At 70.5% G+C, this 25,145-nt stretch carries 20 protein-coding genes; 6 read left to right on the plus strand and 14 right to left on the minus strand.

The features are described from left to right. Nucleotides 1–78 precede the first annotated feature (78 nt). On the plus strand, nucleotides 79–3,318 hold the full coding sequence (locus tag OG266_RS20990; protein ID WP_371547767.1) for a BTAD domain-containing putative transcriptional regulator: 3,240 nt from the start codon (nucleotides 79–81) through the stop codon (nucleotides 3,316–3,318). Between the two features lie 28 nt (nucleotides 3,319–3,346). Here OG266_RS20990 and OG266_RS20995 read toward each other — a convergent pair whose 3' ends face one another. Both OG266_RS20995 and OG266_RS21000 read right to left on the minus strand, forming a co-directional pair. Beyond that, nucleotides 3,347–3,787, minus strand: a complete 441-nt coding sequence (locus tag OG266_RS20995) for a VOC family protein (protein ID WP_371547768.1) — start codon at nucleotides 3,785–3,787, stop codon at nucleotides 3,347–3,349. A 150-nt stretch (nucleotides 3,788–3,937) separates the two neighbouring features. Beyond that, entirely contained in the window at nucleotides 3,938–4,714 is a 777-nt protein-coding gene (locus OG266_RS21000; RefSeq protein ID WP_371547769.1) for an SDR family NAD(P)-dependent oxidoreductase, read from the minus strand. Nucleotides 4,715–4,776: 62 nt separating this feature from the next. On the opposite strand from OG266_RS21000, the gene OG266_RS21005 reads away from it, so the two are divergent. Then, nucleotides 4,777–5,397, plus strand: a complete 621-nt coding sequence (locus OG266_RS21005; RefSeq protein ID WP_371547771.1) for a TetR/AcrR family transcriptional regulator — start codon at nucleotides 4,777–4,779, stop codon at nucleotides 5,395–5,397. A gap of 155 nt (nucleotides 5,398–5,552) precedes the next feature. Next, nucleotides 5,553–5,690, plus strand: a complete 138-nt coding sequence (locus OG266_RS21010; RefSeq protein WP_266457767.1) for a hypothetical protein — start codon at nucleotides 5,553–5,555, stop codon at nucleotides 5,688–5,690. Nucleotides 5,691–5,717: 27 nt separating this feature from the next. Here the strand turns inward: OG266_RS21010 and OG266_RS21015 are convergent, their stop codons facing one another. The 4 genes from OG266_RS21015 to OG266_RS21030 all read right to left on the minus strand — a co-directional run bounded on the left by OG266_RS21015 (nucleotide 5,718) and on the right by OG266_RS21030 (nucleotide 10,467). Beyond that, nucleotides 5,718–6,584: a helix-turn-helix transcriptional regulator gene (locus OG266_RS21015; RefSeq protein ID WP_371547773.1), complete on the minus strand. Its 867-nt coding sequence runs from the start codon at nucleotides 6,582–6,584 to the stop codon at nucleotides 5,718–5,720. Nucleotides 6,585–6,756: 172 nt separating this feature from the next. Next, a complete protein-coding gene (locus OG266_RS21020) occupies nucleotides 6,757–8,631 on the minus strand; it encodes a protein kinase (protein WP_371547774.1) in 1,875 nt (624 codons plus the stop codon). Nucleotides 8,632–9,229: 598 nt separating this feature from the next. Next, nucleotides 9,230–9,862 (minus strand): hypothetical protein, encoded by a 633-nt coding sequence (locus OG266_RS21025; protein WP_371547776.1) that lies wholly within the window; start codon nucleotides 9,860–9,862, stop codon nucleotides 9,230–9,232. Then, nucleotides 9,859–10,467: an RNA polymerase sigma factor gene (locus tag OG266_RS21030; protein WP_371552890.1), complete on the minus strand. Its 609-nt coding sequence runs from the start codon at nucleotides 10,465–10,467 to the stop codon at nucleotides 9,859–9,861. The genes OG266_RS21025 and OG266_RS21030 overlap by 4 nt, the downstream gene beginning before the upstream one ends. Nucleotides 10,468–10,711: 244 nt before the next feature. Here OG266_RS21030 and OG266_RS21035 point away from each other — a divergent pair, with 244 nt between their 5' ends. Next, nucleotides 10,712–11,485, plus strand: a complete 774-nt coding sequence (locus tag OG266_RS21035) for a polysaccharide deacetylase family protein (protein ID WP_371547777.1) — start codon at nucleotides 10,712–10,714, stop codon at nucleotides 11,483–11,485. Nucleotides 11,486–11,529: 44 nt separating this feature from the next. Here OG266_RS21035 and OG266_RS21040 read toward each other — a convergent pair whose 3' ends face one another. From OG266_RS21040 to OG266_RS21065, 6 genes are all read right to left on the minus strand, one after another. After that, nucleotides 11,530–14,607, minus strand: a complete 3,078-nt coding sequence (locus OG266_RS21040; RefSeq protein ID WP_371547778.1) for an FG-GAP-like repeat-containing protein — start codon at nucleotides 14,605–14,607, stop codon at nucleotides 11,530–11,532. Nucleotides 14,608–14,796: 189 nt separating this feature from the next. Next, the gene (locus OG266_RS21045) at nucleotides 14,797–15,411 is read right to left on the minus strand and encodes a hypothetical protein (RefSeq protein WP_371547779.1); all 615 of its coding nucleotides are present in this window, start codon (nucleotides 15,409–15,411) and stop codon (nucleotides 14,797–14,799) included. Further along, entirely contained in the window at nucleotides 15,408–16,829 is a 1,422-nt protein-coding gene (locus tag OG266_RS21050; protein WP_371552891.1) for an ATP-binding protein, read from the minus strand. The genes OG266_RS21045 and OG266_RS21050 overlap by 4 nt, the downstream gene beginning before the upstream one ends. A gap of 50 nt (nucleotides 16,830–16,879) precedes the next feature. Further along, nucleotides 16,880–17,563 carry a response regulator transcription factor gene (locus OG266_RS21055; protein ID WP_266457784.1) on the minus strand — a complete coding sequence of 228 codons (684 nt, stop codon included), beginning with the start codon at nucleotides 17,561–17,563 and terminating at the stop codon, nucleotides 16,880–16,882. Between the two features lie 23 nt (nucleotides 17,564–17,586). After that, a complete protein-coding gene (murJ, locus tag OG266_RS21060; protein ID WP_371547780.1) occupies nucleotides 17,587–19,212 on the minus strand; it encodes a murein biosynthesis integral membrane protein MurJ in 1,626 nt (541 codons plus the stop codon). Beyond that, complete coding sequence (locus OG266_RS21065) at nucleotides 19,209–20,405, minus strand: lipid II:glycine glycyltransferase FemX (RefSeq protein ID WP_371547781.1); 1,197 nt, start codon at nucleotides 20,403–20,405, stop codon at nucleotides 19,209–19,211. Before OG266_RS21065 ends, murJ begins: the two co-directional genes overlap by 4 nt. A 242-nt stretch (nucleotides 20,406–20,647) precedes the next feature. Here OG266_RS21065 and OG266_RS21070 point away from each other — a divergent pair, with 242 nt between their 5' ends. Further along, complete coding sequence (locus OG266_RS21070; protein ID WP_371547782.1) at nucleotides 20,648–21,868, plus strand: Ig-like domain-containing protein; 1,221 nt, start codon at nucleotides 20,648–20,650, stop codon at nucleotides 21,866–21,868. A gap of 80 nt (nucleotides 21,869–21,948) precedes the next feature. Here OG266_RS21070 and OG266_RS21075 read toward each other — a convergent pair whose 3' ends face one another. After that, the gene (locus OG266_RS21075) at nucleotides 21,949–22,371 is read right to left on the minus strand and encodes a peptidase inhibitor family I36 protein (protein WP_266457797.1); all 423 of its coding nucleotides are present in this window, start codon (nucleotides 22,369–22,371) and stop codon (nucleotides 21,949–21,951) included. A gap of 50 nt (nucleotides 22,372–22,421) precedes the next feature. Next, nucleotides 22,422–23,339 (minus strand): hypothetical protein, encoded by a 918-nt coding sequence (locus OG266_RS21080; RefSeq protein ID WP_371547783.1) that lies wholly within the window; start codon nucleotides 23,337–23,339, stop codon nucleotides 22,422–22,424. A gap of 469 nt (nucleotides 23,340–23,808) precedes the next feature. Here OG266_RS21080 and OG266_RS21085 point away from each other — a divergent pair, with 469 nt between their 5' ends. Beyond that, nucleotides 23,809–24,963: a hypothetical protein gene (locus OG266_RS21085; protein ID WP_371552892.1), complete on the plus strand. Its 1,155-nt coding sequence runs from the start codon at nucleotides 23,809–23,811 to the stop codon at nucleotides 24,961–24,963. The last annotated feature ends 182 nt before the right edge of the window (nucleotides 24,964–25,145 follow it).

Consider the following 25,145-nt stretch of genomic DNA (forward strand, 5'->3'; position numbering starts at 1 on the left):
TGGATGACGTAGGGGACCGGAGGCTTCGGGGTGGACGACGGATCTCCTCAGCTACTGCGATTAGAAGTGCTCGGACCGTTGCGGGTATCGCGGAGCGGGACGCCGCTGGAGCTGGGGCCGGTCAAGCGGCAGGCCGTGCTGGCCGCTCTGCTGCTGCGCCAAGGGGCCGTAGTGAGTCATGAGCGGCTGCTCGACGCGGTGTGGGGCGAGGAGCCTCCCGCAGGCGGCCACAAGGTGCTGCCCACTCACGTCAACTCGCTGCGCAGGGTGCTCGATCCGGGAGGCACCCCGCCCGCGGAGTCGGTGATCCGCAGCGGCAAGGGCTGGTACCGCTTCGTCGTTGAGGAAGTCAGGCTCGATACGGCGGATCTGGACGAACGGGGCGACGAGGCGCTGCGCACCGTCGCGTCGGGCGACCTGGCCACCGCCGCGGACCAACTCTCCGCAGCCATCGGGCTGTTCCGGGGCGAGCCCCTGGCCGGGCTGCCGGGACCATTCGCGCAGGAGGAGCGGCAGCGGTTGGAGGAACGCCGACGGACGTTCCGGCTGGAGCGGCTCAAATGCCTGGTCCTACTGGGCCGGTTCGGCGATGCCCTCGACGACCTGAGCGGGCTGTCCGCGTCCGACCGTGACGACGAGTCGCTGACGGCCTTGCGCATGCGGGCCCTGTACGGCCGCGGACGTCAGGCGGAAGCGCTCAAAACCTACGAGGAACTGCGCATACGACTGCGTGACGATCTCGGAACCGATCCCGGTGAGGAACTGCGCCGGGTGCACGAAGCGGTACTGCACCACGACGACACCTTCCTCCTGCGTCCGCCCTCGTCGGTGCTCCCCACACCGCGGGAGAGCGTCGTGCCCGCCGAACTCCCGCACGACACCCCGGGTTTCGCCGGCCGCAGCGGCGAACTCGACCGCCTCCATTCGCTGCTGGAGCCCGCGCGGGCGCCGGGGACGGCGAACACCGTGGTCATCTCCGCCATCGGCGGCGCCGCCGGCATCGGCAAGACCGCGCTGGCCGTGCACTGGGCACACCAGGTCCGCGACCGCTTCCCGGACGGCCAGCTCTACGTCAACCTGCACGGCTTCGACCACGACCGGCAGCCCCTCGAACCCGGCGAAGCTCTTGAACTGCTGCTGCGCAGCCTGGGGCTCGCGGCGTCGGAGATCCCCCCGCACCCCGAGGCCCAGGGCCGCGTGTTCCGGACCCTGCTGGGCGACCGGCGCCTGCTCGTCCTGCTGGACAACGCGGCCTCCGCCGATCAGGTACGACCGCTGCTGCCCGGCAGCCCGACCTGCTGCGTCCTCGTCACCAGCCGGAACCGGCTCGGCGACCTCGTCGCCCACGACGGCGCCCACGCCCTGCCCCTGGATCTACTCCAGCCGGACGAGGCCCGCGCACTGCTGAGCCGGACCCTCGGCACGGAGCGGGTCGACGACGACAGACACGCGGTCGACGAACTGATCCGGCTCTGCGGCAGCCTCCCCCTGGCCCTGCGCGTGGCCGCCGCCAGGCTCGCGGGCGATCCGGCCCTGCGGACGGCCGACCTCGTCACCGAGATGAGCGAGGGCAACAGGCTGGAGGCACTGGAGCCGGACGGTGACGCCAACTCTCCTTTGCGTACGGCCTTTTCGGTGTCGTACCGGGTTCTGGCACCCGGCGCACGCCGGCTGTTCCGCCTGCTCGGCCTGTTTCCGGGAGCGGAGTTCACCACCGAGGCCGCGGCAGCCCTCCTGGACGTGCCGCTGCCGCAGGCCCGGCGTCTGATCGGTGCGCTTGTCTCGGCCCACCTGATCGAACCCGTGACGGCGGCGCGTTACCGGTTCCACGATCTCCTCCGCGAGTACGCACAGGAGTGTGCGCTGGTGGAGGAGACAGCCTCGGACCGCGAAGCCGCCCTCGAACGGCTCCTGATCTGGTACCTGAACGCCACCCGAACCACCGCGGGGGCCGGGCTCTTTCCGGAGCTGCCCAGCAGCCTCCGTCCCGGCAGGCACCCGGGCCTGCCATCGGACACCGCCGCCCGACCATGGCTGGATGCGGAACGGGCGAATCTGCTCGCCGTCATCAACCAGGCCGCCCACCACGGCCCCCGCCCCGTCGCCTGGCACCTGACCTCCGCACTGTTCAGCGACTTCTGGATCCATCTGCCACGGAAGACCTGGCAGACCACCGCGCAGACAGCGCTGGACGCGGCCGAGGCCGAGAGTGATCTGTTCGGCCAGGCAGCGATGCACTCCAGCCTCGCCGCGGCACGGTGGGACCGGGGGCATGTCCGACAGACGATGGAACACGCCACACGCGCACTGGACATCAGCCGGGAGCTCGGTTGGGCGACGGGCGAGGCGTCGGGTCTCGGCCTCAGAGGCATGGCGCGCTGGAGCATGGCGCGCCTCGACAGTGCGCACGACGATTTCACCGCCGGCCTGCGCATCTTCCGCGAGACCGGGCATCGCTACTTCGAAGGATTCGGGATGATCGGCCTCGGGATGGCCTGCCGGGATCTGGGCAGGCTGCACGAGGCCGCGGACCACCTCGAACGTGCCGTCAGCCTCGCGGCAGAGGTCAGCTGGTGGGACTCCTACTCGGCCGTGCAGATCCTGGGCGGGGTGTACTGGGAACTCGGCCGTCTCACCGACGGACTCGACCTCCTCGGCCCGGAGGTGGCCTCCGACAAGAGGGCCGGTTACCGCAACGGCCACGCGATGATGTTCAACGCCATCGCGAAAATCAATGTCGAACTCGGCCGCCACGGCGAAGGACTGGAACAGGCCGAGCGAGCCTTCGCCCTGGTCCAGGACACGAAACGACACTGGGTTCAGTCCAGCATCCTCAACACGATCGCCGCCGCCCGCCGAAGGCTGTCGCAGCTGGACCGGGCTCTTCAGGCCGGCGAGCAGGCCCTCGCCCTGGCTCGCGAGGCACGATTCAGACGAGCCGAGGCGGACAGCCTGGTGTGCCTCTCCCTCACCCACAAGGAAACGGGCCGGTACAACGAGGCCCGCGCCCACGCCGAACAGGCGCTGACCCTGGCCCGCGACCACTCGTTCCGCGTGGTGGAGGGCCAGGCCCTGACAGCCCTGTGCGAGACGGCGGAGGCCGAGGAAGCACACGGCACAGCCGTCGAGCTCGGCCAGGAGGCCCTCGCCGTACACCGCGAGACCGGCCACCGACTCGGCGAGGCCCGCACCTTGATGGCACTCGCCCGCGCCCACCGGAAGCCCGACGGCGCCGCCGAACTGATGAGGCGACAGGCGCGGGCCATCTTCTCGGACATCGGCGTACCCAAGACGGAGTACGAGGATCTCGACCGGTGACGTCTCCTCCGTGTTCGGTTCCTCCTTCTCAGCTCAGTTGCTCGGCCAGGCCGACGATGATGCCGTCCGGGCCGCGGAGGTAGCAGAGCAGATAGCTGTCCTCGAACCGGGCCATCTCGCCGACGAGTTCGGCGCCGTGAGGACGTAGGCGGGCAACGGTGTCCTCGATGTCGTCGACGGCGAACATGACGCGGTGCGTGCCCAGAATGTTGTGTGGCCGGTTGCGCGGCTCGGCGCTGATCGCCGCGGGGCTGCGGTACTTCGCCAGCTCGAGCCGGCTGTGACCGTCCGGGGTCCGGACCATCGCGATGTCGCAGCGGACGCCGTCGAGGCCGGTGCACTGGTCGGCGACGAGGCCCTTGATCTCCGCCCTGCCCTCCAGCTCCATGCCGAGTTCCACGAAGAACGCGATGGCGGCATCCAAGTCCTCGACGACGATGCCGACGTTGTCCATCCGCTGAATCGCCATGCCGGTTTCTCCTTCTTCCTCGTGCGGCCGGTGGTGGCCGCTGATGTCCCTGGGACGGAGACGGTGGCACGTTTTCGACATCCGCAGAGCGCCGACCCCCGAAGAATCTGGATCGCGCCTCAGGTGAGATTCAGGCTCCGGATCCGCGGGCTACGCGGCGATGACGGCGACCCCTGTCCTGCCCCCGTCGACATCCACCACGGTTCCGTGCACGAAGGCCGCTTCGTCGCTGGCCAGCCAGACCACGGCATGCGCGATGGCGTCCGGTGTGCCGACGGCACCGGCCGGGGTGCCCTTCATCATGATCTCGCCCGGATGGGGCTCGCTGCCTTCCGGGGCCGGGGGCAGGACCACGCCGGGCGAGACGGCGTTCACGCGCACGCCCATCGGGCCGAACTCCGCGGCCCACGCCCGCGTGAGCGTCTCAATGGCTCCCTTGGTGGAGCTGTAGAGCGCGCCAAGGGGAACGCCCAGGCGTGCGATCCACGAGCCGAGGTTGATGATCACCCCGCCGCCGGACTCCGTCATGCCGGGGACCACGGCGGCGGTGAGGAAGAACGGCGCCTTCACGTTCACGCCGTAGACCTCGTCGAACGTCTTCTCGTCGGTGGCGAGGGTGCCGGGGGCCGGGTAGATGCCGGCGTTGTTCACCAGGATGTCGATCCGTCCGCCCAAGGTCTCACGGGCCCGATCGGCCAGGTCCTGGGAAGCCTCCGCGCTGCCGTCGAGGGTCGCCTCCAGGAAGTCGGCCCGGCCGCCGGACGCACGGATCCCTTCGACGACCTGTGCCCCTCGTTCCCGGTTGCGCCCGGACACGATCACGTGGGCGCCCTCGGCGGCGAACGCTTCGGCGATCGCCTGCCCGATGTTGCTGGTCGATCCCGTGACCAGCGCCGTCTTGTTCCGCAGTCGTAGTAGTTCAGTCATGCCGCAACTGTGCTTCGTATAAAATGGACCAGCAAGTCCACAAACTGGCTCAGGGAGGCCGTATGCCCGACGCACCCACCACCAAGGGCCGCGCCACACGAGCCCGCATCGTCGAAGGGGCGGCCGAGGTGCTGCGCGAGCAGGGCGTCGCCTTCACGACGCTCGATGACATCCGCGGCCGCACCGGCACGAGCAAGAGCCAGCTCTTCCACTACTTCCCCGACGGCAAGGACGAACTGCTGCTGGCGGTGGCCCAGTTCGAGGCGGACCGCGTCCTTACGGACCAGCAGCCGCATCTGGGGCGGCTGGACTCGTGGGAGTCCTGGCAGCGGTGGCGGGATGTTGTGGTGGAGCGTTATGAACTCCAGGGCGACCAGTGCCCGTTGGGGTCACTGTTCCTGCAGGTGGGACGGTCCCGCCCGGGTGCCAGGGCGATCGTGGCGGAGCTGATGCGCCAATGGCAGGAGCAACTCGCCCGCGGTATGCGCGCCCTTCAGGCGAACGGGCTGGTGTCGCCGGTCCTTGATGTGGACCGGACGGCCGCCGCGCTGCTGGCGGGTGTCCAGGGAGGCGTGGCCATCATGATGTCCACGGGCGACTCGACCCACCTCAGGGCGGCACTCGACACCGGCATCGAGCACCTCCGCGCGACGGCGGGTGAGCCGACGGCACGTAGGGCCTGACCGGCGGATCGTGCCGCGGACGCGGGGCTTTCGACGCCGATCTGCGGCGTTGGTTCCCTGCGACCTGATCCACCAGGCAGGCCGACATCGCTCTGCTGTGCGCGACCGAGGACCTCCGCGACCTCGAGAGCAGCGACATCGCCCAGGAGTACCCGGTGGCCCTCCTGCTCGCCCGGCCGGCGGAATCGCGCGATCGCCGGATCGCGAAAGTCCTTGATCTCGCCCGCACCGTGACGTCGTCGGTACCCCGGCCGGCCACGGTCAGGGTCGCGATCACCCCCGCCGCCGGCTGAGTGACGTCACGTGCCACAGTCCCTCTGTCATTCGCGGAACGGCAGATGACAGGCCGCACGCAGGGCATCCATCTTCTCTGCGTCGGTGGTCTCGGGCGCGGCCGTGTACGTGATGATCCTGAGGTCGGTGCCGGCAGGCATCAGGGCGTCGACGTCGAGGGCGATGTCACCCACCAGTGGATGCTCGATGGTCTTGCGGTCGCCGACATAGGGGCCGGCGGTGCCGTTGGACCAGAGACGGGCGAAGCGCGGGTCGCTTCGAAGCAGGCCCTCGACGAGTGAGGCAAGGCGTGCGTCATGGGGGTGGGCGGCCGCCGTCACACGCAGGTCGGCGACGAGGTCCTCCTCCTGCGCTTCGGTGCCCTTCCATGACCAGACGGGCCATGCCGCGACCGGGTCCCGGCCTCGGCTGTCGCTCGACTGGAACATCGCGGCGACGAGGTTGCGTTCGGCCCAGCCGTACGCGCGGGGATCGCCTACCACGGCCGTCCACATCTTGTTCCAGCCGATGATGGTCCAGTCGGCGGCGAAGACCGCGGCGGGAATGTCTCCCAGCTGGTGTACAAGTCGCTGCACACTCACGGGCATGTGTCTGGAGACGTTCCCGGCGGAGGGCGGCGCGAGGTGGGCGCAGCGGAACAGATGGTCGCGTTCGGACGGGTCGAGACGCAGTGCTCTGGCCAGGGCGGTGACCACTTGGGCCGAGGGGTTGCCGGCGCGGCCCTGTTCCAGCCGCACCACGTAGTCGACCGATATGCCTGCCAGACGGGCCAGTTCTACGCGGCGCAGTCCAGAAATGCGCCGCTCCCCGTCGGCCTCCAGCCCGCTGTCCTGCGGTGACATGCGCTCACGCCAGCCGCGCAGGGTCATGCCGAAGTGGTTCATCGCTGCCATGCGGGTCATCGTCGTCCAGGTGCCGCGGACGACACGAAGCTTCTGTTGCCGCCCAGCGGATTCGTTACACACTCACGCCGGGTTGGGTCACGGCGCGCGGCCTCTTCGAGTATCGCTGCGAACTCCCGGACAACATAAGGGACTTGAGGCCAGACCTACGGGGTGACGTGGGTCATCGGATCGTCCAGGTCTGGTTGTCCCAGTTGTTGCATTCCCAGAGGACCACGACCGTTCCGCTCGTGCCCCCGAAAATGGTGACGCATTTCTGGGACTGATCACCCAGCAGTTCCGTTCCGGAGAAGTGGAATTGCTGACTGGCGCCGCCGCTGCACCCGGTCAGTTGGATCTCGGTCCGGTCATCGCTCGACCCTCCGGCCACGGTCATGCACTTCCCCGCCGACCGGAAGGTCCCATCCGATCCGATGAGCCACCGCTGCGCCGCGGAGCCGTCGCACGTGGCCTGGACCAGCTGTATCCCCTCGGTCCCGGCGCCGCGGCTCAGGCACTTCTCCGTGGCGGGGACCACCAGGGTTTGGCCGGCCGGGGCGTCCGATGAGTCGGATCCGCTGTTCGTGGCCGGGTTCTCGTCTCCGGGTTGCGTGTCGGGATTCCCTTGTCCGGCCTTGGGCGTCGACTCCTGCGAGGGGGTGTGCGCCGTCGGCGACTTGACGCTGGAACTCGTAGAGCTCGACGGTGAGGAGGAGGAGGCGGAAGAGGCCGTCGGCTTGTCCGCGGACCTCGAGGTCGTGGGGCCGCCGGCCGGGAGAGCGCCGGCCGACACTTTGGCGCCGCTGGTGTTCTTCTCCGTCGTCGTGTCGACCAGCAGGGCGGCGATCGTGCTCAGTGCCGCCGTGGCGACCACTGCTGCGAGCAGGACCAGTTTCTTCTTACGGCCCGTACGGCCCGTAAGGCCCGTTCGGTCCGTTCGGCCAGAGGGCCGCCGCGCCTCCGGGTCGGTCGTGTCAGGCTGCGGGCGTTCGGCTGCCGGGTCGGCGGCGGATGCCTCGCGTGTTCTGTGCCCCGGGTTCGGTTTCGGCTTCGAGTCCGGTTCCGGTTCCGGCTTCGGACTCGGTTCCGGCTTCGAGTCCGGTTCCGGCTTCGCACTTGATTCCGGCCTCGCACTCGATTCCGGCTTCGGCGCCGCAGCCGCAGCCGCAGCGTCGGCGACCCCCGTACGGGCGGCGGCGGGCGGAGCCGTGGAGTGGCCCACTCGGCGTATTCGGCGCGGGTCGGCGCTCGCCTCTGCCCGCAAGAGGCGCTCGGCGTCCTCGGCCGACAGTCGCTCAGCCGGTTTGGCGATGAGCAGGCCCTGGATCAGCGGGGCGAGCGGCCCGGCGCCCCGGACCTCGGGGGCCGGCTCCATGGCGATGGCGAACATCGTCTCCGTCACCGTGTCCCGGAGGAACGGTGAGCGTCCGTCCACCGCCTGGAACAGCGTGGCGCCCAGCGCCCACAGGTCGGCCTCCGGGCCCGGTTTGGCGCCGACGAGACGCTCGGGGGCCATGAAGTCGACCGACCCCACCAGCTGGCCGGTGCGGGTGAGAGCCGAGGTCTCGGCGGCCTGGGCAATGCCGAAGTCGGTGAGGACCACCCGGCCGTCCGCGGCGAGCAGTACGTTCGCCGGCTTCACGTCCCGGTGCAGGATCCCGGCCCGGTGCGCCGCCCCTAACGCGGCGATCACGCCACGGCCGATCCTGGCGGCCTCTTCGGGCGGGACCGGGCCGTGCGCCTTGATCAGGTCGGCGAGGGTGGTGGACGGCACGTACTCCATGACGATGATGGGCAGGCCCTCGTCGTCCACCACATCGTGGACGACAACGACATTGGGGTGGCTGATCCGGGCGGCGCTGCGGGCCTCGCGGCGGGTGCGCTCGAAGAGGGTGTCGAGTTCGTCGCCGTCGAGGTGCGGCTGGGGATGGAGCTTCTTGACGGCGACCTCGCGGCCGAGGAGATCGTCGTGGGCGCGCCACACGGTGGCCATGCCGCCTCGGCCGATCCGGTCGAGGATGCGGTATCGGCCGGCGATCAGCCGTCCTTCGTCGGACACCGTGGGTTCCTTTCAGCTGCTTCAGGGACCGAACCGGCCGATGGCGCCACGGGGCTACTCCGGCCGGACACACGCCCAACAGCCCCTCGCTCAGGGCTTGTTGGGGATTGCCCTGTCAGTCGAAGGGGGCGATCATACTGGGAAGCGGCCCCTGTCCAAGGCGCGCCGGGCCCAAGTGCCGCGCGCAGGGCGACTCCAGGACTGTTGATCGGTTCCATGAGGAGCTGGGCCGCCATTGGAGGGGTCTGTGTTGGATCGGTCAGGCCCCGGATTCGGTTGGACAAGGGCTTCTGACTGTCTCCGGTTCGGGGTCTGCGGCGCTACGGGGCCCGGTCACAAGCAGGGCGGCGCCGCCATCTCACGTCATGAAGGTCCGACGGCCGCGGTCAGCGGACTCGCCGGATCCTTCGCGTGCCCGATCATCCTCCAAGGAACACGGCAGCCGCCAGCCTCGAGGGTAGGAACAGCAGTACCACCCGCGGTCCCGGCCGCTGCGGGGCAGCCCGCCGACCACCCGGAGGGGCTCTCCACGCGTGCGAACCGACGGCGCGCCCAAGTCCACCGCAGTTGCTGGTGGGCTTGGGCGCGGTCCTTGCGGTCAGTTTCCGTATGCCTGGCGGAACTTGGCGATGGTTTCGGCCGAGGCCCAGTTCGCGCCGCACGACGGGACGACGCCGTTCTCGGCGGCCACGATGTAGTGCTCACCGTCCGTGAACGTCAGCGTCTCCGGCTGGTCCGTGTTGCTGTCGAGTACGACCGTGTCCGCGTCACCGCCCTGCAGCCAGTGGTCGACACGGAAGGTGACCATGGAGCCCTTGATGGAAGTGACCGTTCCCTCGAAGAGGGTCGGGTACCTGCGCAGTTGGTCGGGGACGGGCTCCATGCACTTCTGGTTGGCGGAGCCGCTCTCGGCGGTCAGGGCCAGAGGGCCGGCCGAGATCGAGTGACCGTTGTCGTTGTCCGCCACGATTCCCCCGGCGATGCCGCCTCCGAGCATGAGCAGACCTGCGGCCGCCGCGAGTCCGAAGAGATTGCGTCGTCCCCGTCCTGCGGCCTTCGCAGGGCGGGTCGCGGTGCCGGCGGTGATCTCCGCAAGCTGGAGTGCGGTATCGGTGTCGGTGTCGGTGTTCAAGGTGGCCTCCACAAGACGGTTGGTGTCGGGCAGCGGAGCACTTGAGGTCAGTGCCGGATCCGCAGACCTCAGCCGGGCCAGCAGTTCGTCGTCGTTCACTGACTGCTCCTTCCTTCATCCCTCTTGTGTCCGGACCGTTCGGCATCCTTTCGCCCCAGTTGTGCGGCGAGTTTCCTCTTCGCTCGGTGGAGCCGGATGCTGACCGCGTTGGAGGTCAGCCCGGTGACTTCCGCGATCTGACGCGGCGCCAGTTCCTCCCACGCCCACAGCTGCACCACCTCGCGGTCCAGCGCCCCGAGGGCACCGAGCGCGGCATGCAGGTCGCTGTGATCGCTGTGATCGGCAGCCCCTGTCGGAGGCCGCTGCTGTGTCCGTATCAGCCGCTCCACCAGACGCAGCCTGCGCCCGTCGGCACGGCGGGCATTCGCCAGGCACCCCCGCGCCACCCCGTAGCACCACGGCAGCACTTCGTCGGGACTGGGATCGGGATCGGGTTCGGTCACGGGATCGGGCGCGGAACCTGTTCCCGGCCCGGGGACATCGTCGATACGACGCCACAGCACCAGCATCGTCTCCGACAAGACGTCCTCGGCCAGGTCTGCGCCCGCCCGTCGCAGCAGGTACCGATGCAGCGGTTCCACCACCACCTGCGCCAGTCTCTCGAAACGCGCCTGCCGCTTCCGGCGCGTCTCCTCTTCCGTCATGGATTCCACAACCCGTCCTGTCCGGCAGCGGCCGGTTCCTTTCAACACCGCGCCGGTCGGACCAACACAACCGCGTGGCCGACGCCGTAGGAGTCCTCCCGCTGCTCGCCCGGTTGTCCGGGAACCACTCCGGGATTGTCCTTGATCGGTAACGGACGCATCCATTGACCGCTGATCCTCGTCCTGCCAGTTGGTCGCGAGTTGACCATGACATCGGCGAGAACTGCGTGAAGGCGGGGCGGACATGGCGCGGCACAATGGCGGGCGCGGCTGGTACGGCAAGGTGCTCGGCACGGCGCTCGGGGTGACGTTGCTCGCCTGCGGTGCCTCGGTGTGGACCGCGCAGGCCGGTGCCGTGGGCGGCTCGTCCCCGAAGGTGAACGCGTCGGCCACGCCGGTCAGTGACGTCAAGAAGGTCGCGGTGACCATCGCGCACGCCTCGGACAAGGGCGCGCGCGGCGTCAACATCACCATCGACGACGGCCCCGACCCCGCGTGGACCCCTCAAGTGCTCGACGTGCTCCGGGAGTACGGGGTGAAGGCCACGTTCTGCATGGTGGGGACGCAGGCGCAGGCCCACCCGGACCTCGTGAAGAAGGTGGTCGCGGCCGGGCACCGGCTGTGCGACCACTCGGTGTCGCACGACACCACCATGGACAAGCAGTCCCAGGCCTACCAGTCGCAGCAGATCCTCGACGCCGAACGCATGATCACCGAGGCGTCCGGGGGCGTACGGCCGATGTACTACCGGGCGCCCGGCGGTGCCTTCACCCCGTACAGCCGCAACCTCGCCGCCTCCCACGGCATGCGCCCGCTGGGCTGGAACGTGGACACCAAGGACTTCGAGCGGCCGGGCACGGACGCCATCGTCGCCACCGTCGAGCGGGAGCTGCCCAACGGGCCGACGCTCCTCTTCCACGACGCGGGAGGCGACCGCTCCCAGACCGTCGAGGCCCTGCGCCGGATCCTCCCCGAACTCAAGGAGCAGGGCTACTCCTTCGGCTTCCCGGTGCGCTGAGCCCCGGCTCTGCCGAGGCCCGCCACACCGGCGCCCGCCAGCCGTCAGAACACGCCCTTGTACGCCTGCCATCCCGAGGCGATCTTCGCGCGGGGCCCGAACGACCCCTTCCCGTTACCGCTGTTGCGCCACACGTTGCCGGAGGTGTCGCGGGAGATGATGTCCGCCTTGCCGTCGCCGGTGATGTCACCGACGCCGACGATGGCGTTGTAGGAACCTCCCCAGGCCGAGAACAGCTTCACGCGTGGTGCGAACGTCCCGTTGCCCTTGCCGTAGTACCGGTACAGGTTGTTCGCCTTGTCCTGGGCCAGCAGATCCCCGACGCCGTCGCCGTTGAGGTCGCCGACGCCCACGATCTTCTTGTACGTCTTCCAGTTGTCGTAGAGCTTCACGCGTGCCGAGAGCTTTCCGGAACTCGTCCCCTTGTAGAGGTAGACCGCTCCGGTGGAGGAGTTGCGGGCGATGAGGTCGGGGCGGCCGTCGCCGCTGACGTCCCCGGGCGAGGTCAGCACGTTGTACTGGTTCCAGCCCTTGCCGAGCGAGGTGTGCGGGGTGTTCGTGAGGAAGGCCTGCCCGTGCATGGTCCGGTACACCCGCAACTCACCGCTGCTGAACCGGACGAGGACGTCGTTGCGGCGGTCGCCGTTGAGGTCGCCGAAGGGGACGAGCGTCACGGTGGAGGGCCAGCCCGAGGCCGGCATGGCCCCGCCGAAGGCTCCCGTCCCGTTGCCCGGGCGGTAGCTGATGACGCCGGACGAGTTGAGGGTGAGGACGTCGCCGGTTCCGTCGGGCGCCCAGGTGCCGTTGTTGGTGAAGTCGCGGCGTACGGCGGCTCCGTTGGACACCTTCAGCGTCTGCGTCACCGTCAGCGACGGTCCTGAACCGTCGGCGGGCGGGGCCGTCAGCTTGAAGGTGTACGTGCCGTTGGGGACGAGCGCGCCTTTGGTGTCGCGCATGTCCCAGTTCGCCGGCACGCTGCCGCTCGCCTCTCCGCCGGAGAGCGTACGGACCACGGAGCCGGTGACCTTGCTGGTCAGTGTGGCCGTCCAGGAGGCGGCGGGCTTGGAGAGCTGTCCGCGCCACTGCCACCACGGGCTGTCGGCCGAGTCGCTCCCCCACGCGTTGTCCCTCACCTCCGACTCGATGACCGCGAGCCGCTGGGTGGCCACCTCGCTGGGCACCAGGTGGATCCGCTTGTCCGCATCGACGTAGGCCGCGGGCCCGCCGAACTTGTCCACGGTCCAGGTCACCCCGCGCAGGCTGGAGGTGCCCGCCGCCAGGTCGCCGATCCTGCGGGTGGCCGCGGTGCCGTCGGCGAAGGCGGTGAGGAGGAGGGCTCCGGCCGCGGTGTCGTGCCGGAGGAGGTAACCGTCGCCGAGCAGGGCCTCGCCGGACGGGACGGGGATGTTCTTCTTCGCCGTACGGTCCCAGACGCCCGCGGTCGCGGCCGTGCCGCAGGACCAGTAGATCCAACGGCCCACCACCTGGAGCTCCTTGGGAACGCACGGGGCGCCGGTGGAGACGGTGTCGGTGGTCTTGCCGGTCTTCAGGTCCTTGGCGGTGACGACACCGGTGCCGGAACCCGGCGTCCACAGGCCGGTCCCCCAGACGGAGGCGGCCGTGACGGAGCGGGTGACGATCGGCGAGGTGTAGGCACGGCCGAAGTCACCGACGTACTGCTTGGTGGGGGACGTGCCGTTGACGATCGCGTAGTGGCCGGTGACGTCGAGGACGGTCCCGGCGGCCGAGGGCACTGAGAAGCCCTGCCCGTGGTCGAGGGAATCGACGTACGAGTCGACGGTGGGGTCGGGCTCGGCGGTGAACGTCACCGCCCGTCCGTCGCCGGTGGCATAGGGACCCGCCCCGCGGCCGTCCCAGGCCTGCCAGGCCGGCGCACTCGGCGTTCCGTCGGCGGCGATCCGCCGGATGTAGTAGGCGCCCAGGAAGCTGCTGTTGGGCTCGTCGGTGGCCAGGGTGCCGTTCTGCAGCGACAGTTGGCTGATAGTCGCGGCCGCCGGTGGTACGGCGGTCAGTTCCGTCAGGGTCGGGGTGGCCGCCCCGGTGTCGGTGACCCGGCGTACCGCCCAGTGCCCGGAGTCGGCACCGCCGACGGCCAGCAGACTGCCGTCCGGTGCCGTGCCGAGGGAACTGTTCGCGTGCGGAAGCAGGGTGAGCGGGTCCCCGCCCGTGAGGGCGACGGCCATCAGCGGCACGCCGGCTCTGTCGGCCGGCTTGCTCGGGCTCGACGGTACGGTGCGGGCCACCACCAGCCAGCGTCCGGCGATGCCCAAGGACGGGGGCCCCTCCGTCCCCGGCAGCGTCACCGTCGTCTCGGCGGCGGAGAGGTCGGCGCGGTCCAGGACGTGGGCCACCGGGTTGTTGTACCGGTACCAGACCAGCCGGTCCGCGCTCAGCGCGACGGAGGTCGGAGCGGCGGACACGGCGACGTCGCCGGTGACGCTCGCGGTGGCCAGGTCCACGAGCACCAGGTGCCGTTCCCCGCTCGCCAACGCGTACCCGATGACGGCGGTGGTGCTGTCGCCGCCCACCACGCTGAAGTTGGTGGTGATTCCGGTCGGCCATCCGTCGACGAGGGTGCCGTCGGCGGGCGCGCCGTCGCCGTACAGCCACAGGACGCGGTTGCCGGCGGTATCCCGGGCCTGGGTCAGCACGTGGCTGCCGAAGGTGGCCGTGTACGAGCCGTGGGTGAGGGCTACGTCCGTGGTGGTACCGGCGGACAGGTCCCGCAGGACGACTTTCTGGGTCGGCGAGACGACATCGGCCACGACGTCGGACGACGACCCCAGGTACGCGGGGAGTTCGGCCCGGGGCAAGTCGCCCAGCTCGGTCGTCGCACCGGTGTCGTACGACGTCCACAGATAGCCGGAACGCCCCTCCTGGACATGCAGATAGCCACTGGGTCCTGCGGTGTGGATCTGGTCCTTCCGCGGTATGTAGCGGTCCGCCTGGAAGACCTTCTCCGTCGCGAGGGCGGTGCCCCCGACGCCTTCGTCCGCATCGGCCGTGACGGCGAACGGGCCGGGACCGACGGTCACGGCGAGGACTGCCAGCGCGGCGACGACGCCCCGGGCGGTCGTACGGGCGGTGGTACGACGGACCATCAACGTCTCCTGGACCTCTCAAACAGAGAAAGGCGTGACGGGACGGCGGCGGCCGATCAGGCGCGCGTTGACGGTGCTGTGAAAATGTCCAGCCCCCGAGCTGCCCCCCACGCACAGCGGGCATGAGAGTAACAGCAGGCCCAGGCCCATCAGGAGTACCGGGGAAGGAGATCGCGGAGTCGCCTGTTCTCAGCCGGTCGTCCCGGACGGCGTGGTCCCCGTGCTGCCGGGCGCGAGTCCGCAGGTGCCGGACCTCGATGTCCCGTCCTGTCCCGTCAGTTCCACAACGACCTGGCCGTCGGGGTCCTGGCTGTAGGCGATCGTGCAGGTCAGCTGACGTAGAGCCGTGCTGTTCAGGCCCTTCAGGGGGAAGGGCAGGCGGGTCGTGACCCTGCCGCCCGGGGCGGGCTCGACCTCGACGGTCCCGCCGGGGCGGGCGGCGGGAAGGGCGGTGCCCAGGCCCGCGGCCCGGTCCTCCTCGCTCGGACCGTCGAGCAACGCCAGGACGACCTGGTCGGGCGTCACCGGTTCCGGCGTTTCTTCGGAGCCCGGCAGCTCGTATCCGAAGAATTCGGCGCTGGACCCGGCCGGGGACCCGGTGCTCCGGATCACGGGGCTCAGCCCTCCGTCGGGGGAGCGGAAGAAGAGCAGCATCTCGTACTCGCGGTCGAAGAAGGCCTGGAAGCTGGCGGGACCGCCCGCCTCGATGACGTCGGTCTCCTGGATACCGCAGCCACCGAGCAGCGCTACTAGCGGTACGGCGGCCGCGACGGCGAGAGCGACAGCCGACACACGTCGCCTCATCCGCCGGCCCCCTCCCCCTCCACGTGTAGCGGTATCTCGACGGCGAAGACGGCACCGCCCCCGGGGCGGTTCCCCGCATAGATCGTTCCGCCGTGCAGTTTCACGTTCTCCAGGGTGATCGCAAGTCCCAGGCCGCTGCCGGCCGAGCGGGTGCGGGCCGCGTCGGCCTTGTAGAAGCGGTCGAAGATGTGCGGGAGCGCTTCGGGGCGGATGCCGGGTCCGCTGTCCACGACGTCGGCGATCAGCACGTGCGGGCCCGGGGAGCGTGGCTCGGTGCGCAGTCGTACGGTGACGGGCGCGCCGCCGTGCCGCAGGGCGTTGCCGACGAGGTTGGCGATCACGACGTCGAAGCGGCGCGGGTCGAGGCGGGCCCGGATGCCGTCGGGGAGTTCGGTGCGGATCCGGTCGTCGGTCCAGTGCCTGTGGTTGAGGGTCTTGCGGATGGCCTCGGCGACGTCGACCTCGTCGGCGTTCAGTTCGGCCGCGCGGGCGTCGAAGCGGGAGATCTCCATCAGGTCCTCGACGAGCACGGCGAGCTTTCCGGTCTCCGCGCTGACCAGCCGGACCGCCCGGGCGGTGTCGGCGTCCAGGCCGTCCGCGTCCTCGTCGAGGACCTCTGTGACGGCGAGCATTCCGGCGAGGGGGGTGCGCAGTTCGTGCGAGACGTCGGAGGCGAAGCGGCGGGCGCGTTCCTCGGCCTCGCGCAACTCGCGTACAGAATGCTCCAGTTGGCCCGCCGACTTGTTGAAGGTCCGTGCCAGGTCGGCCAGTTCGTCGCTGCCGCGCACCGGAATCCGGGTGTCGAGTCGGCCGCTGCCCATGTGCAGGGCAGCCTCGCGCAGTTTGCGCACCGGGCGCAGCACGCTGCGCGCGGCGATCAGGCCGGGTATCAGCGAGACGGCGAGGCCTGGCAGGGCGCCGTCCCGGCCTGCCATGAGGAGGGCGTCGACGTTGACCTGCTCGTCGGTCATCCGCATGACGGCGTACAGGACCAGTCCGCTGGGCAGCTCGCTGTCCGGGCTCGCCTTGAAGACCATGGGCATGGCGATGGTCAGGTAGGGGACGCCGTCCTTGACGACCCGCTCGAAGCTGCCGTGGGGGGACCGTGCGGCGCGGCGCAGTTCGGGTGTGATGACGGTGGAGACGGGGTTCTCGCCCGAGGAGGCGCGGACCGACCCGTACTCGGCGAACACCACCCAGGGGTGGGGCTTGCCCTTGCGGGCGATGTCTCGCAGGAGTTCATCCAGGTCGTCCCCTCCCAGCACGGGCAGCGCGAAGGCCGTCGTCTCGACGTGTTCACGGAACGAGTTGACCGCCGTGTCCTGGGCGGTCTGGAGCACCGCGTTGCGGGCCTCGCGGTAGGTCAGCGCGGCCGTCGTGCCGGCGCTGACGGCGGCGACCAGCAGGAAGGCGAGCATCAGCCGCGTACGCAGCCCGAACGCCCTGACCCGCGACCGCTCACCGCTGCTCACAGGGGCCCGAAGCGGTAGCCGAAGCCCCGCAGTGTCTGGACGTAGCGGGGGCTGCCGACCTCGTCCTCGATCTTGCCGCGCAGCCGGGCGACGCACGCGTCGACCAGTCGGGCGTCGGCGTGGAAGGTGTGCTCCCAGACGTGCTCAAGGAGTTGCTGCCTGCTGAACACCTGCTCGGGGGCGCCGGACAGGTGCAGCAGGAGCTTGAGCTCGGAGGGGGCGAGCGCGAGCGGCCGGCCGGCTTTGCTGACGGTCAGTCCGACCCGGTCGACGGTGAGTTCGCCGTAGACCTCGATGGCCGGGCGGCCCGAACCGCTGTCGTCGATGCGGCGCAGTACGGCGCGGATCCGGGCCTCGATCACCTCGGGACGGGCGGGCTTGACGATGTAGTCGTCGGCACCGGCCTCCAGGCCGATGACCACGTCGAAGTCGTCGCCGCGCGCGGTGAGCATGATGATCGGCAGCTGGCTGTGGTCGCGGACCTGCCGGCAGACCTGTACGCCGTTCATGCCGGGCAGCATCAGGTCCAGCAGCAGCAGATCGGGCCGGAATTCGGCCATCGCGGCGAGGCCGGCCTCGCCGGTCGCGGCCGCCCGTACCTCGTGGCCGCGGCGGCGCAGACCGAGTTCGACCCCCTCGCGTACGGAAGGGTCGTCCTCGATGAGGAGCACGCGGGGCATCGGCGGTTCTCCCTAGGTGATGGTCAGGTCCGGGTGCGTCTGCGGCGTACGCCGGAGAGCAGCGCGTCGAGTTCGGCGAGGCGCAGTGGACGGGCGAGCACAGCGAAGGTGAGGACGACAACAGCCGCCCCGGCAGTTGCGGCGACCAGGGACCCCGCTCGTGCCGTGCCCAGGGCCGCGAAGTGGCCGAGCGCGGTGGCGGGGACGGCGGCGAGCAGCAGCCGCGCGTGGGCGCCGACGGCGGACGAGCGCAGGGGGCGTACGACCGCGAGCCGGCGGCTCAGCACCAGGCCGGTCACCGCCCAGCCCGCGCACAGCGCCAGGGAGTACGCCGCCGCCATGCCCGTCACGGCCCAGCGGGCCGGCAGCAGGTGTGCGGCGGCCAGGGACAGTCCCGCATTCAGGGCGACGATCACGAGGTTGAGCAGGAACGGCGTACGGGTGTCGGAGAGCGCGTAGAAGGCGCGGGACAGGACGTACTGGCCCGACAGGGCGAGAAGTCCCGGCGCGAAGGCCATCAGGATCCCGGCCATGGCGGCCGTGTCGTCGGCGCCCGTCCTGCCGTACCCGAAGACGAGGGCCATCACCGGCTGGGCGAGGGCGAACAGCGCGCAGGCGGCGGGGACCACGGCGGAGGCGCAGATGCGCAGGGCGTGGGAGACGTCGCGGCGCATGGCGTCGGTGTCCCCGTCGGCGGCGGCCGCGCTCATCCGGGGCATCAGCGCGGTCACCACGGAGACCGTGATGATGCCGTGCGGTACGACCCACAGGGCATAGGCGTTGTTGTACGCGCCGTATCCGGGGCCGCCGTCGAGGCCCGCGGTGGTGGCAAGGCGGGTGGTGACCCAGTACGCGGCCTGGTTGGCCAGGACAAGGAGCACCAGCCAGCCGGCCGCCCGCAGGGGGCGGGTCAGTCCGCTGCCGCGCCAGTCGAATCGGGGCCGCCAGCGGAAGCGGGCCGCGCGCAGCGCGGGGACGAGGGCGAGTGCCTGGACGGCGATACCGGCGGTCGTGCCCCAGCCGAGCACGGCGGTCTCGGTCGCGGTGAGCGTGTCGCCGCCGCCCATGGCGAGGGCCAGGTACAGCCCGAACACGGTCATCACGACAAGGTTGTTGAGGACCGGCGACCACATCATCGCGCCGAACCGGCCGCGGGCGTTGAGTACTTGGCCGAGCAGGGTGAACAGGCCGAGGAAGAAGATCTGGGGCAGGCAGTAGCGGGCGAGCGCGGTGGTCATGGCCGCCTGCGGGCCGGTGTAGTCGGTGTACGCGTCGATGATCGCGGGAGCCGCCCACACCGCGGTCGCGGTGATCGCCAGCAGGGCGAGGACGCAGACGGTGACGAGCCGGTCGGTGTACGCCGTACCGCCGTCGTCGTGCTCCTTGGCGGCCTTGACCAGCTCGGGCACGAAGACGGCGTTCAGCGCGCCGCCGAGGAGCAGCATGTAGACGATGGTGGGCAGGGCGTTGCCGACCGCGTAACCGTCGGCGACCGGGCCGATGGTGCCGAGCGCTGCCGCGACGACGGCGGAGCGGGCGAAGCCGGTGGCTCGGGAGACGATGGATCCGGCGGCCATGACGGCGCTGCCGCGGGCCGCCGTCTTCGTCGGTGCGGTGGTGGTCGGGGTCGTCGGGGCCGTCTGCGTCATCGGCGGTTCAGGTACGCCTGGAAGGCGCGGTGGAGCGCGTGGTTGGCGCTGCCGCCCAATGGTCTCTCCCACTCCCCCAACGTCTCGACGACCTGTCCCCCGGTGCCGAGCTTCCACCGCAGCAGTCCGTACGTACGTTCCTCAGGATCGAGAGTGGAGGGTACCCCGCGCATGTCGTAGACGTCGGCGCCGAGGGCGTGGGCGTCAAGGAGCATCCGCCACTGCAGGGCGTTGGAGGGCCGGACCTCGCGGCGGTGGTCGGCCGAGGCGCCGGTCTGGTACCAGGCCCGGCGGCCCACCGTGATCATCGTGTGGGCGGCGAGGATCTCTCCCTGGTGACGGGCGAGGTACAGCTTCATCCGGCCCGGTTCCTCGGCGTTGAGCGCGGCGTACTGGCGCTCGTAGTAGGCGAGCGAGCGGCCGAGCCGGAAACCGTCGCGTCGCTCGGTGATGCCCAACAGCCGGTGGAACTCGGGGAGTTCGGCCGCACTGCCCACCACCACCTCCACGCCCTCCTTCCGGGCTCGGCGTACATTGCGGCGCCACTCCTGGTTGAGCCCGGACCACAGGTCCTCCGTGGTGCGTCCGGCGAGCGGCACATGGAAGACGTGCCGGGGCTGGGCATCCCCATCCGTTCCGGTCCCGTCACCACCGCAGCGGCGCCAGCCCCGGGCCCGCAGCCGCTCGGCGACGGCGGTGCCGAGCGGGTCGACCTCACTGGCGAGGACGTCACCCAGGCGTCGGCCAGGGCCGGCGAGCGGCTTGAGCAGGGCGGCGTCCCAGCGCCGGTAGGCGGGCGACGGGCCGATGCGCACGGCGAAGGCGCCCGTGCGGCGCAGGTGTTCAAGCAGCTGACCGAGCCAGCCGTCGACATCGGGGTCGTTCCAGTCGGCGACGGGCCCTTCTGGGAGGTAGGCGAAGTACTTGCGGGTGCCGGGGAACTGCCGCAGCAGGACCAGGGCCACGCCGGTCAGTCGGCCTGCCTCCGGATCCGGCCCCCAGCCGAGCAGTTGGGAGCGCCAGCCCTCCTTGACGTCGGCCCAGGACGGGCACTGGAGGAAACCGGCGCCGAGGGCGGCGCCGTCGGGGGACGCGAGGAAGGCGCGGTAGGTCTCCGCGGTGATGGGTCGCAGGGCCACGCCCGGGTTCCGTGGCTGGGGCACGCGGCTGGGCGGCACGAGCAGCGCTGACACAGTCTGAGCCTCTCCTTCTCCCCGGGCCTTTTCGCGGGCCTTTTCGCGGGGTTGCAAAGGATGCTCACAGCGGACCATGACCGCTCCGCGCGGTGAGTGTGACGGGACCATGACCGTTCCTCACCAGTCGTCGTCACATTGCTCCACAGCGGCTGACCTCGGGTTTTACGGCTCTACAGTCACGACATCGCCGACTCGGCCAACCCCTTTTCTCACCCTTCCCGGAGGTCCCGTTGTCCCGGTTGCCCCGCACACGCGTACTCGCCCATGCCCGCGTCCGGGCCGCCGTGGTAGCCGCCGCCACGGCCGCCCTGCTGGCGCCGCTCGCCGCCTGCTCGTCGAGCGGATCCTCCGGTGCCCAGGACACCAAGCCGGACGCCAAGCCGGGCGCCGCCGACCGCCCTGTCACGGTCACCGTCACACCCACGGGAGAACAGGTCCCGGCGGGCAAGCCCGTGAAGGTCACGGCCGCGGGCGGCCGGCTCACCTCGGTGACCGTCGCCGACGCCGAGGGCCACCGGCTGGCCGGCAAGGTCGCCGCCGACGGCCGGTCCTGGGTCTCCGACCGCAAGGCCATACCCGGCGCGGCTTACACGGTGACGACGGCGACCAGGACCGAGGGCGGAACCGCCAAGAGCACCAAGGCCACCTTCACCACGGCTCCGGCGGACAAGGTCAACAAGGTCGACTGGCGACCGGGCGCCAACTCCACCGTCGGCATCGCCCAGCCGATCTCCCTGGTCTTCGACAACCCGGTGAAGAACCGGGCCGAGGTCGAGAAGCAGCTCAGGATCACCACCTCGAACAACACCGAGGGCTCCTGGGGCTGGATAACCGACTGGTCGGGCAGGGACCGGGTGGACTGGCGGCCCAAGACGTACTGGAAGCCAGGGACCAAGGTCACGCTGAACGGCGAGTTGAACGGCACCGACTCGGGCGCGGCCGGCGGCTGGTTCGTACGCGACTACACGACCACCTTCACCATCGGCGCCCAGCAGATCGTCAAGGTCGACCTCGACAGCCACCAACTCACCCTCGTACGCGACGGCGAGACGGTCCGGCGCATACCGGTCTCCGGTGGCACACCCGGCGGTGACAAGCGCTCCTGGCGCGGAACCGCCGTGCTCATGGCCAAGGAGGGCACGATCAACATGAACTCCGAGACGGTGGGCCTGGGCGACGCCTACGACAAGATGGTCAACTCCTCGATGCGGCTGACCTGGTCGGGCATGTACGCGCACGCCGCCCCGTGGAACGCCCGCTACTTCGGCAACTCCAACCACAGTTCCGGATGTATAGGGATGAGCGACGCGAACGCGTCCTGGTTCTACGGGCAGGTGCGGCCGGGCGACCCGTTCGAGATCACCGGCAAGGACACCAAGGGTGTGGTCGCGCCCGGGAACGGGTTCGGTGCGTGGAATCTCTCGTGGAGCGAGTGGCAGGAGAAGAGCGCGCTGCGGTGAGGCGACAAGGCAAGTGACGCCGCCGCTCGCGCCGGGGGGGGCCGGCGCGAGCGGCGGGGGTGGTCAGTGGTGACGATGGGTCAGCAGGGGCCGTTCACCCAGCGGTTGGCCTCGCCCTGGTCGTTCGCCACCTCGTCCCACTTGTTGCCCCAGCCCTTGTCCAGGCAGAAGGAGTTCCCGCCGTAGCCGTTGTCCGCGAAGACCTCCACGGAGCTGTACGAGCTTCCGGTGCCGTTGTTGAACCAGGACGAGTCCTCGTGGGCGATGTACCGGTTGTCGGTGTCCGACCAGATGGGGTTGTCGAACTGGAACTTGGCAATGCCTGCGTCGGCGAGGTCGTAGTTGATCCCCTTGTAGACGCACAGGAACCCCTCCGGGCAGTTGCCGGGATTCTCCCGGCTCCAGGTGGGCTTCGTGCCCCCGGCCTGGGCGGTGGTGGCGGCGATCGGAATCAGGGTGGCGGCCAGGGCCAGCCCCAGCAGGGCGCGCTTGGTGATGCGCATGGCGTTCTCCTTCTGGTGGGTTACTTGATGGGTTACTTGGTGGTGCGGTCTCAGTCGGAGCCGGCTACGGAGCGGGCTCGGTCCAGCGCGGTGGTGACCGCCTGGGTGTAGTAGCGGGTCTGGCGGGCGAACTCGTTGCGCGCGGCGTCCCGCACGTGCTCGCGTTGCAGGCGGGCTCCGGTCCTGGCCAGCCCGGCCGCGCGGTTGCACTCGGCATCGGCGACGGCGACGGTCACCTCGCGCTTCCGTGCCTCCTCGGCGGTGCGGGACCGGTTCTCCTCCACCACGGCGCCGATGGCCTCCGAAGAGCTCGGGTAGGCCAGTCCCCGTGCCTTCATGCAGGCCTTCCAGCCGGCCAGCGCCTTGGTGTAGCTCGGTTCCGCCACCACGTCGTCGAAGGTGAGGTACTCCAGGTTCACCACGGCCGCCTTGGCCTCGGTCCACTTGCGCAGATCGCCGTAGAGCCCTCGGCGGGCGTCGGCCTGGCAGCCGTCGGCGCTGGTGAAGATCTGGCCGCGGCCGGGCGCCGGGACGACGATCGCGTCGCGGTCGGTGCCGTTCAGGGCGCGGTCGAACTCGGCCTGGCGGCGCGGCGGGAGGGAGGCGATGTAGCGCGCCTGGGGACTTTTCCCGGCCGCGGCCTTCCCGCCCCGGTTGCCGGACCGGGCCGCCTCGGCCAGACCGTAGCCGTGCGCGCGGGCCCAGGCGACGTCGTCCAGGCCGAAGCGGCGGGTGGGTACCTCGCCGCGCGGCCCGTCCGGGTCGAGCCCGTACTCGAACCCCTTGTCCCGCATACAGCCGGCGATCAGCCGCTCCTCGGCCCCGCCGAGGGTCTTGCGCTCCGCGTCGGTCAGTCCGGTACGCAGCCGGCCGCCGGTGTCCTCGGCCGGCCGGTCGGCGGCGGAGCAGGCCGTGACGAGCAGCAGGCCCGTGACGGCGAGCGTCCGGAGCAGATCCTTGCCGCTCATCGGAACTCCTCGTGTCGTTTCGTCGTTTCGTCGATTCGCGTCGTGGACGGTGATCCGCCGCCGGGGAGACGGTCCCCGGTCCGGACCGAACTCGTGGCACCCGACCGATGCTGTGCGGGGCGGCCGGACGCTGCGGAACGTATCCGGGGCGAGGTCCCGTGCGTCATCCGGAAGTTCACGGAATGACGCCCCGCATGCAGGTGGGGTAGGGCCGGGGCAACCCACCGGCATGCGGCGCGGACCCCGTCAACTTCCGGATACCGCAGGGCCGGTGAGCGACCTAGCGTGCTCCCGCCGCCACCGGTCGGAGCCGAGGAGCGCCGGCGCGAGGCTGCTGCCCGGCCCGTACCGGTGCCCGTACCACGCACCGCGGCGGCCCGACCGAAAAGGGGAACCCACTGTGAACAGTCCGACCACCCGCCACGGCAGTTCGGCCGTCGAGCGACCGCCTAACCGGCGCGGGACACGCCTGCGGCGACTCGGTGCGTACGCCGCCGTCCTCGCCCTGGCCGCAACAGTGCTGGGCCTGACCGGGACGCCACGGGCCACCGCCGCACCGGCCCGTGCCACGCAGGCCGAGATACCGGCGGGCGTGACCGCCGGCGTGGCGGTCTTCGACCGTACGACCGGGACCTTCACCGAGCGGATCAACGAGACCCTGAAGTTCCGCTCGGCCTCGGTGGTGAAACTGCTAATCGCCCTCGACTACCTGCGCACCCACGACCCCCGCACCCTGTCCGCCGCCGACCGCACCCGGCTCGACTCGATGCTGCGCAGCAGCGACGACACCGCGGCCAGTTACTACTGGGACCTCGGCGGGCGGACGGCGATCATCGACCGGACGGTGGCGCAGCTCGGCCTGACCGACACCGCCAACCCGCCCGCCGGGTACGAGGAAACCTGGGGGTACGTGGCCCTGTCGGCCGCCGACACGGTACGGATCTACCGGTACATCCTGGACACCGCCTCGGCGCCGGTGCGCGACTACGTGATGGGCAACCTGCGGCAGTCGACGCGCTGCGGCACCGACGGGTTCGACCAGCACTTCGGCATCGCGGGCTCCTTCGAGCGGCCGTGGGCGGTCAAGCAGGGCTGGTCCGGCTTCGGCAGCTCCGGCGGTTGCACCCCCAAGCCCCCGACGACCGCCTTCGCCGCAGCGGGGGTCCAGGGGTCCGCTCAGCGGGCCGCGGCCGCCGTCGACCTGACGCGGGAGGCGCTGCACACCACCGGCACGGTCGGGGCCGGCGACCGCACCATCGTGGCCGTGTTCACCCTGCACCCCGACGGCACCCCGTACGGCACGGCCTACACGGACCTGGGCCGGCTCACCCGCTCCCTCGACGTGCCGGGCGCCGTCCGCCCGTCGGGAACCTGGTTCGGCACCTGGAGTTCGGGCGTGAACGTACGCCCGCGGCCCACCACCGTCGACTCCGCGCCGCTGACGACGCTGCCGGCCGGCGTGGAAGTCCTGGTGAGCTGCCAGAAGTTGGGCCAGGAAGTCACCATTCCGCCATACACGAACACGTGGTGGGCCTATCTCCCCCAGTACGGCGGCTACGTGACCAACATCTACATCACCTCGCCGGGGAACCAGCTCCCCGGAGTGCCCGTCTGTTCCTCGTAAGAAGCGCTGGACGAGTGGCGGAGGGCCCCACGTGGAACGGAATCCACGGGGGCCCTCCGCCTCCTTCCCCGTGCGCCGACCGGGCGGACGGCCGCCCCCGGCCTCCGGCGGAATCCAGCCAACGCACGCGCAGCGAAGCCCGTACGGGGTACCCCCGGGGGCTACGATGCCCGGCGGCCTGA

The sequence above is a fragment of the Streptomyces sp. NBC_00554 genome, from assembly GCF_041431135.1.
In the GTDB taxonomy this organism is placed as follows: Bacteria; Actinomycetota; Actinomycetes; order Streptomycetales; family Streptomycetaceae; genus Streptomyces.

Bases quoted from the DNA above. Each gene is read 5' to 3' on its own strand.
- OG266_RS21040 (WP_371547778.1), bottom strand. From the start codon at position 14,607: ATGGTCCGTCGTACCACCGCCCGTACGACCGCCCGGGGCGTCGTCGCC.
- murJ (WP_371547780.1), bottom strand. From the start codon at position 19,212: ATGACGCAGACGGCCCCGACGACCCCGACCACCACCGCACCGACGAAG.
- OG266_RS21080 (WP_371547783.1), bottom strand. From the start codon at position 23,339: ATGAGCGGCAAGGATCTGCTCCGGACGCTCGCCGTCACGGGCCTGCTG.
- OG266_RS21005 (WP_371547771.1), top strand. From the start codon at position 4,777: ATGCCCGACGCACCCACCACCAAGGGCCGCGCCACACGAGCCCGCATC.
- OG266_RS21035 (WP_371547777.1), top strand. From the start codon at position 10,712: ATGGCGCGGCACAATGGCGGGCGCGGCTGGTACGGCAAGGTGCTCGGC.
- OG266_RS21000 (WP_371547769.1), bottom strand. From the start codon at position 4,714: ATGACTGAACTACTACGACTGCGGAACAAGACGGCGCTGGTCACGGGA.
- OG266_RS20995 (WP_371547768.1), bottom strand. From the start codon at position 3,787: ATGGCGATTCAGCGGATGGACAACGTCGGCATCGTCGTCGAGGACTTG.
- OG266_RS21055 (WP_266457784.1), bottom strand. From the start codon at position 17,563: ATGCCCCGCGTGCTCCTCATCGAGGACGACCCTTCCGTACGCGAGGGG.
- OG266_RS21045 (WP_371547779.1), bottom strand. From the start codon at position 15,411: ATGAGGCGACGTGTGTCGGCTGTCGCTCTCGCCGTCGCGGCCGCCGTA.
- OG266_RS21075 (WP_266457797.1), bottom strand. From the start codon at position 22,371: ATGCGCATCACCAAGCGCGCCCTGCTGGGGCTGGCCCTGGCCGCCACC.
- OG266_RS21015 (WP_371547773.1), bottom strand. From the start codon at position 6,584: ATGGCAGCGATGAACCACTTCGGCATGACCCTGCGCGGCTGGCGTGAG.
- OG266_RS21050 (WP_371552891.1), bottom strand. From the start codon at position 16,829: ATGCTCGCCTTCCTGCTGGTCGCCGCCGTCAGCGCCGGCACGACGGCC.
- OG266_RS21030 (WP_371552890.1), bottom strand. From the start codon at position 10,467: ATGACGGAAGAGGAGACGCGCCGGAAGCGGCAGGCGCGTTTCGAGAGA.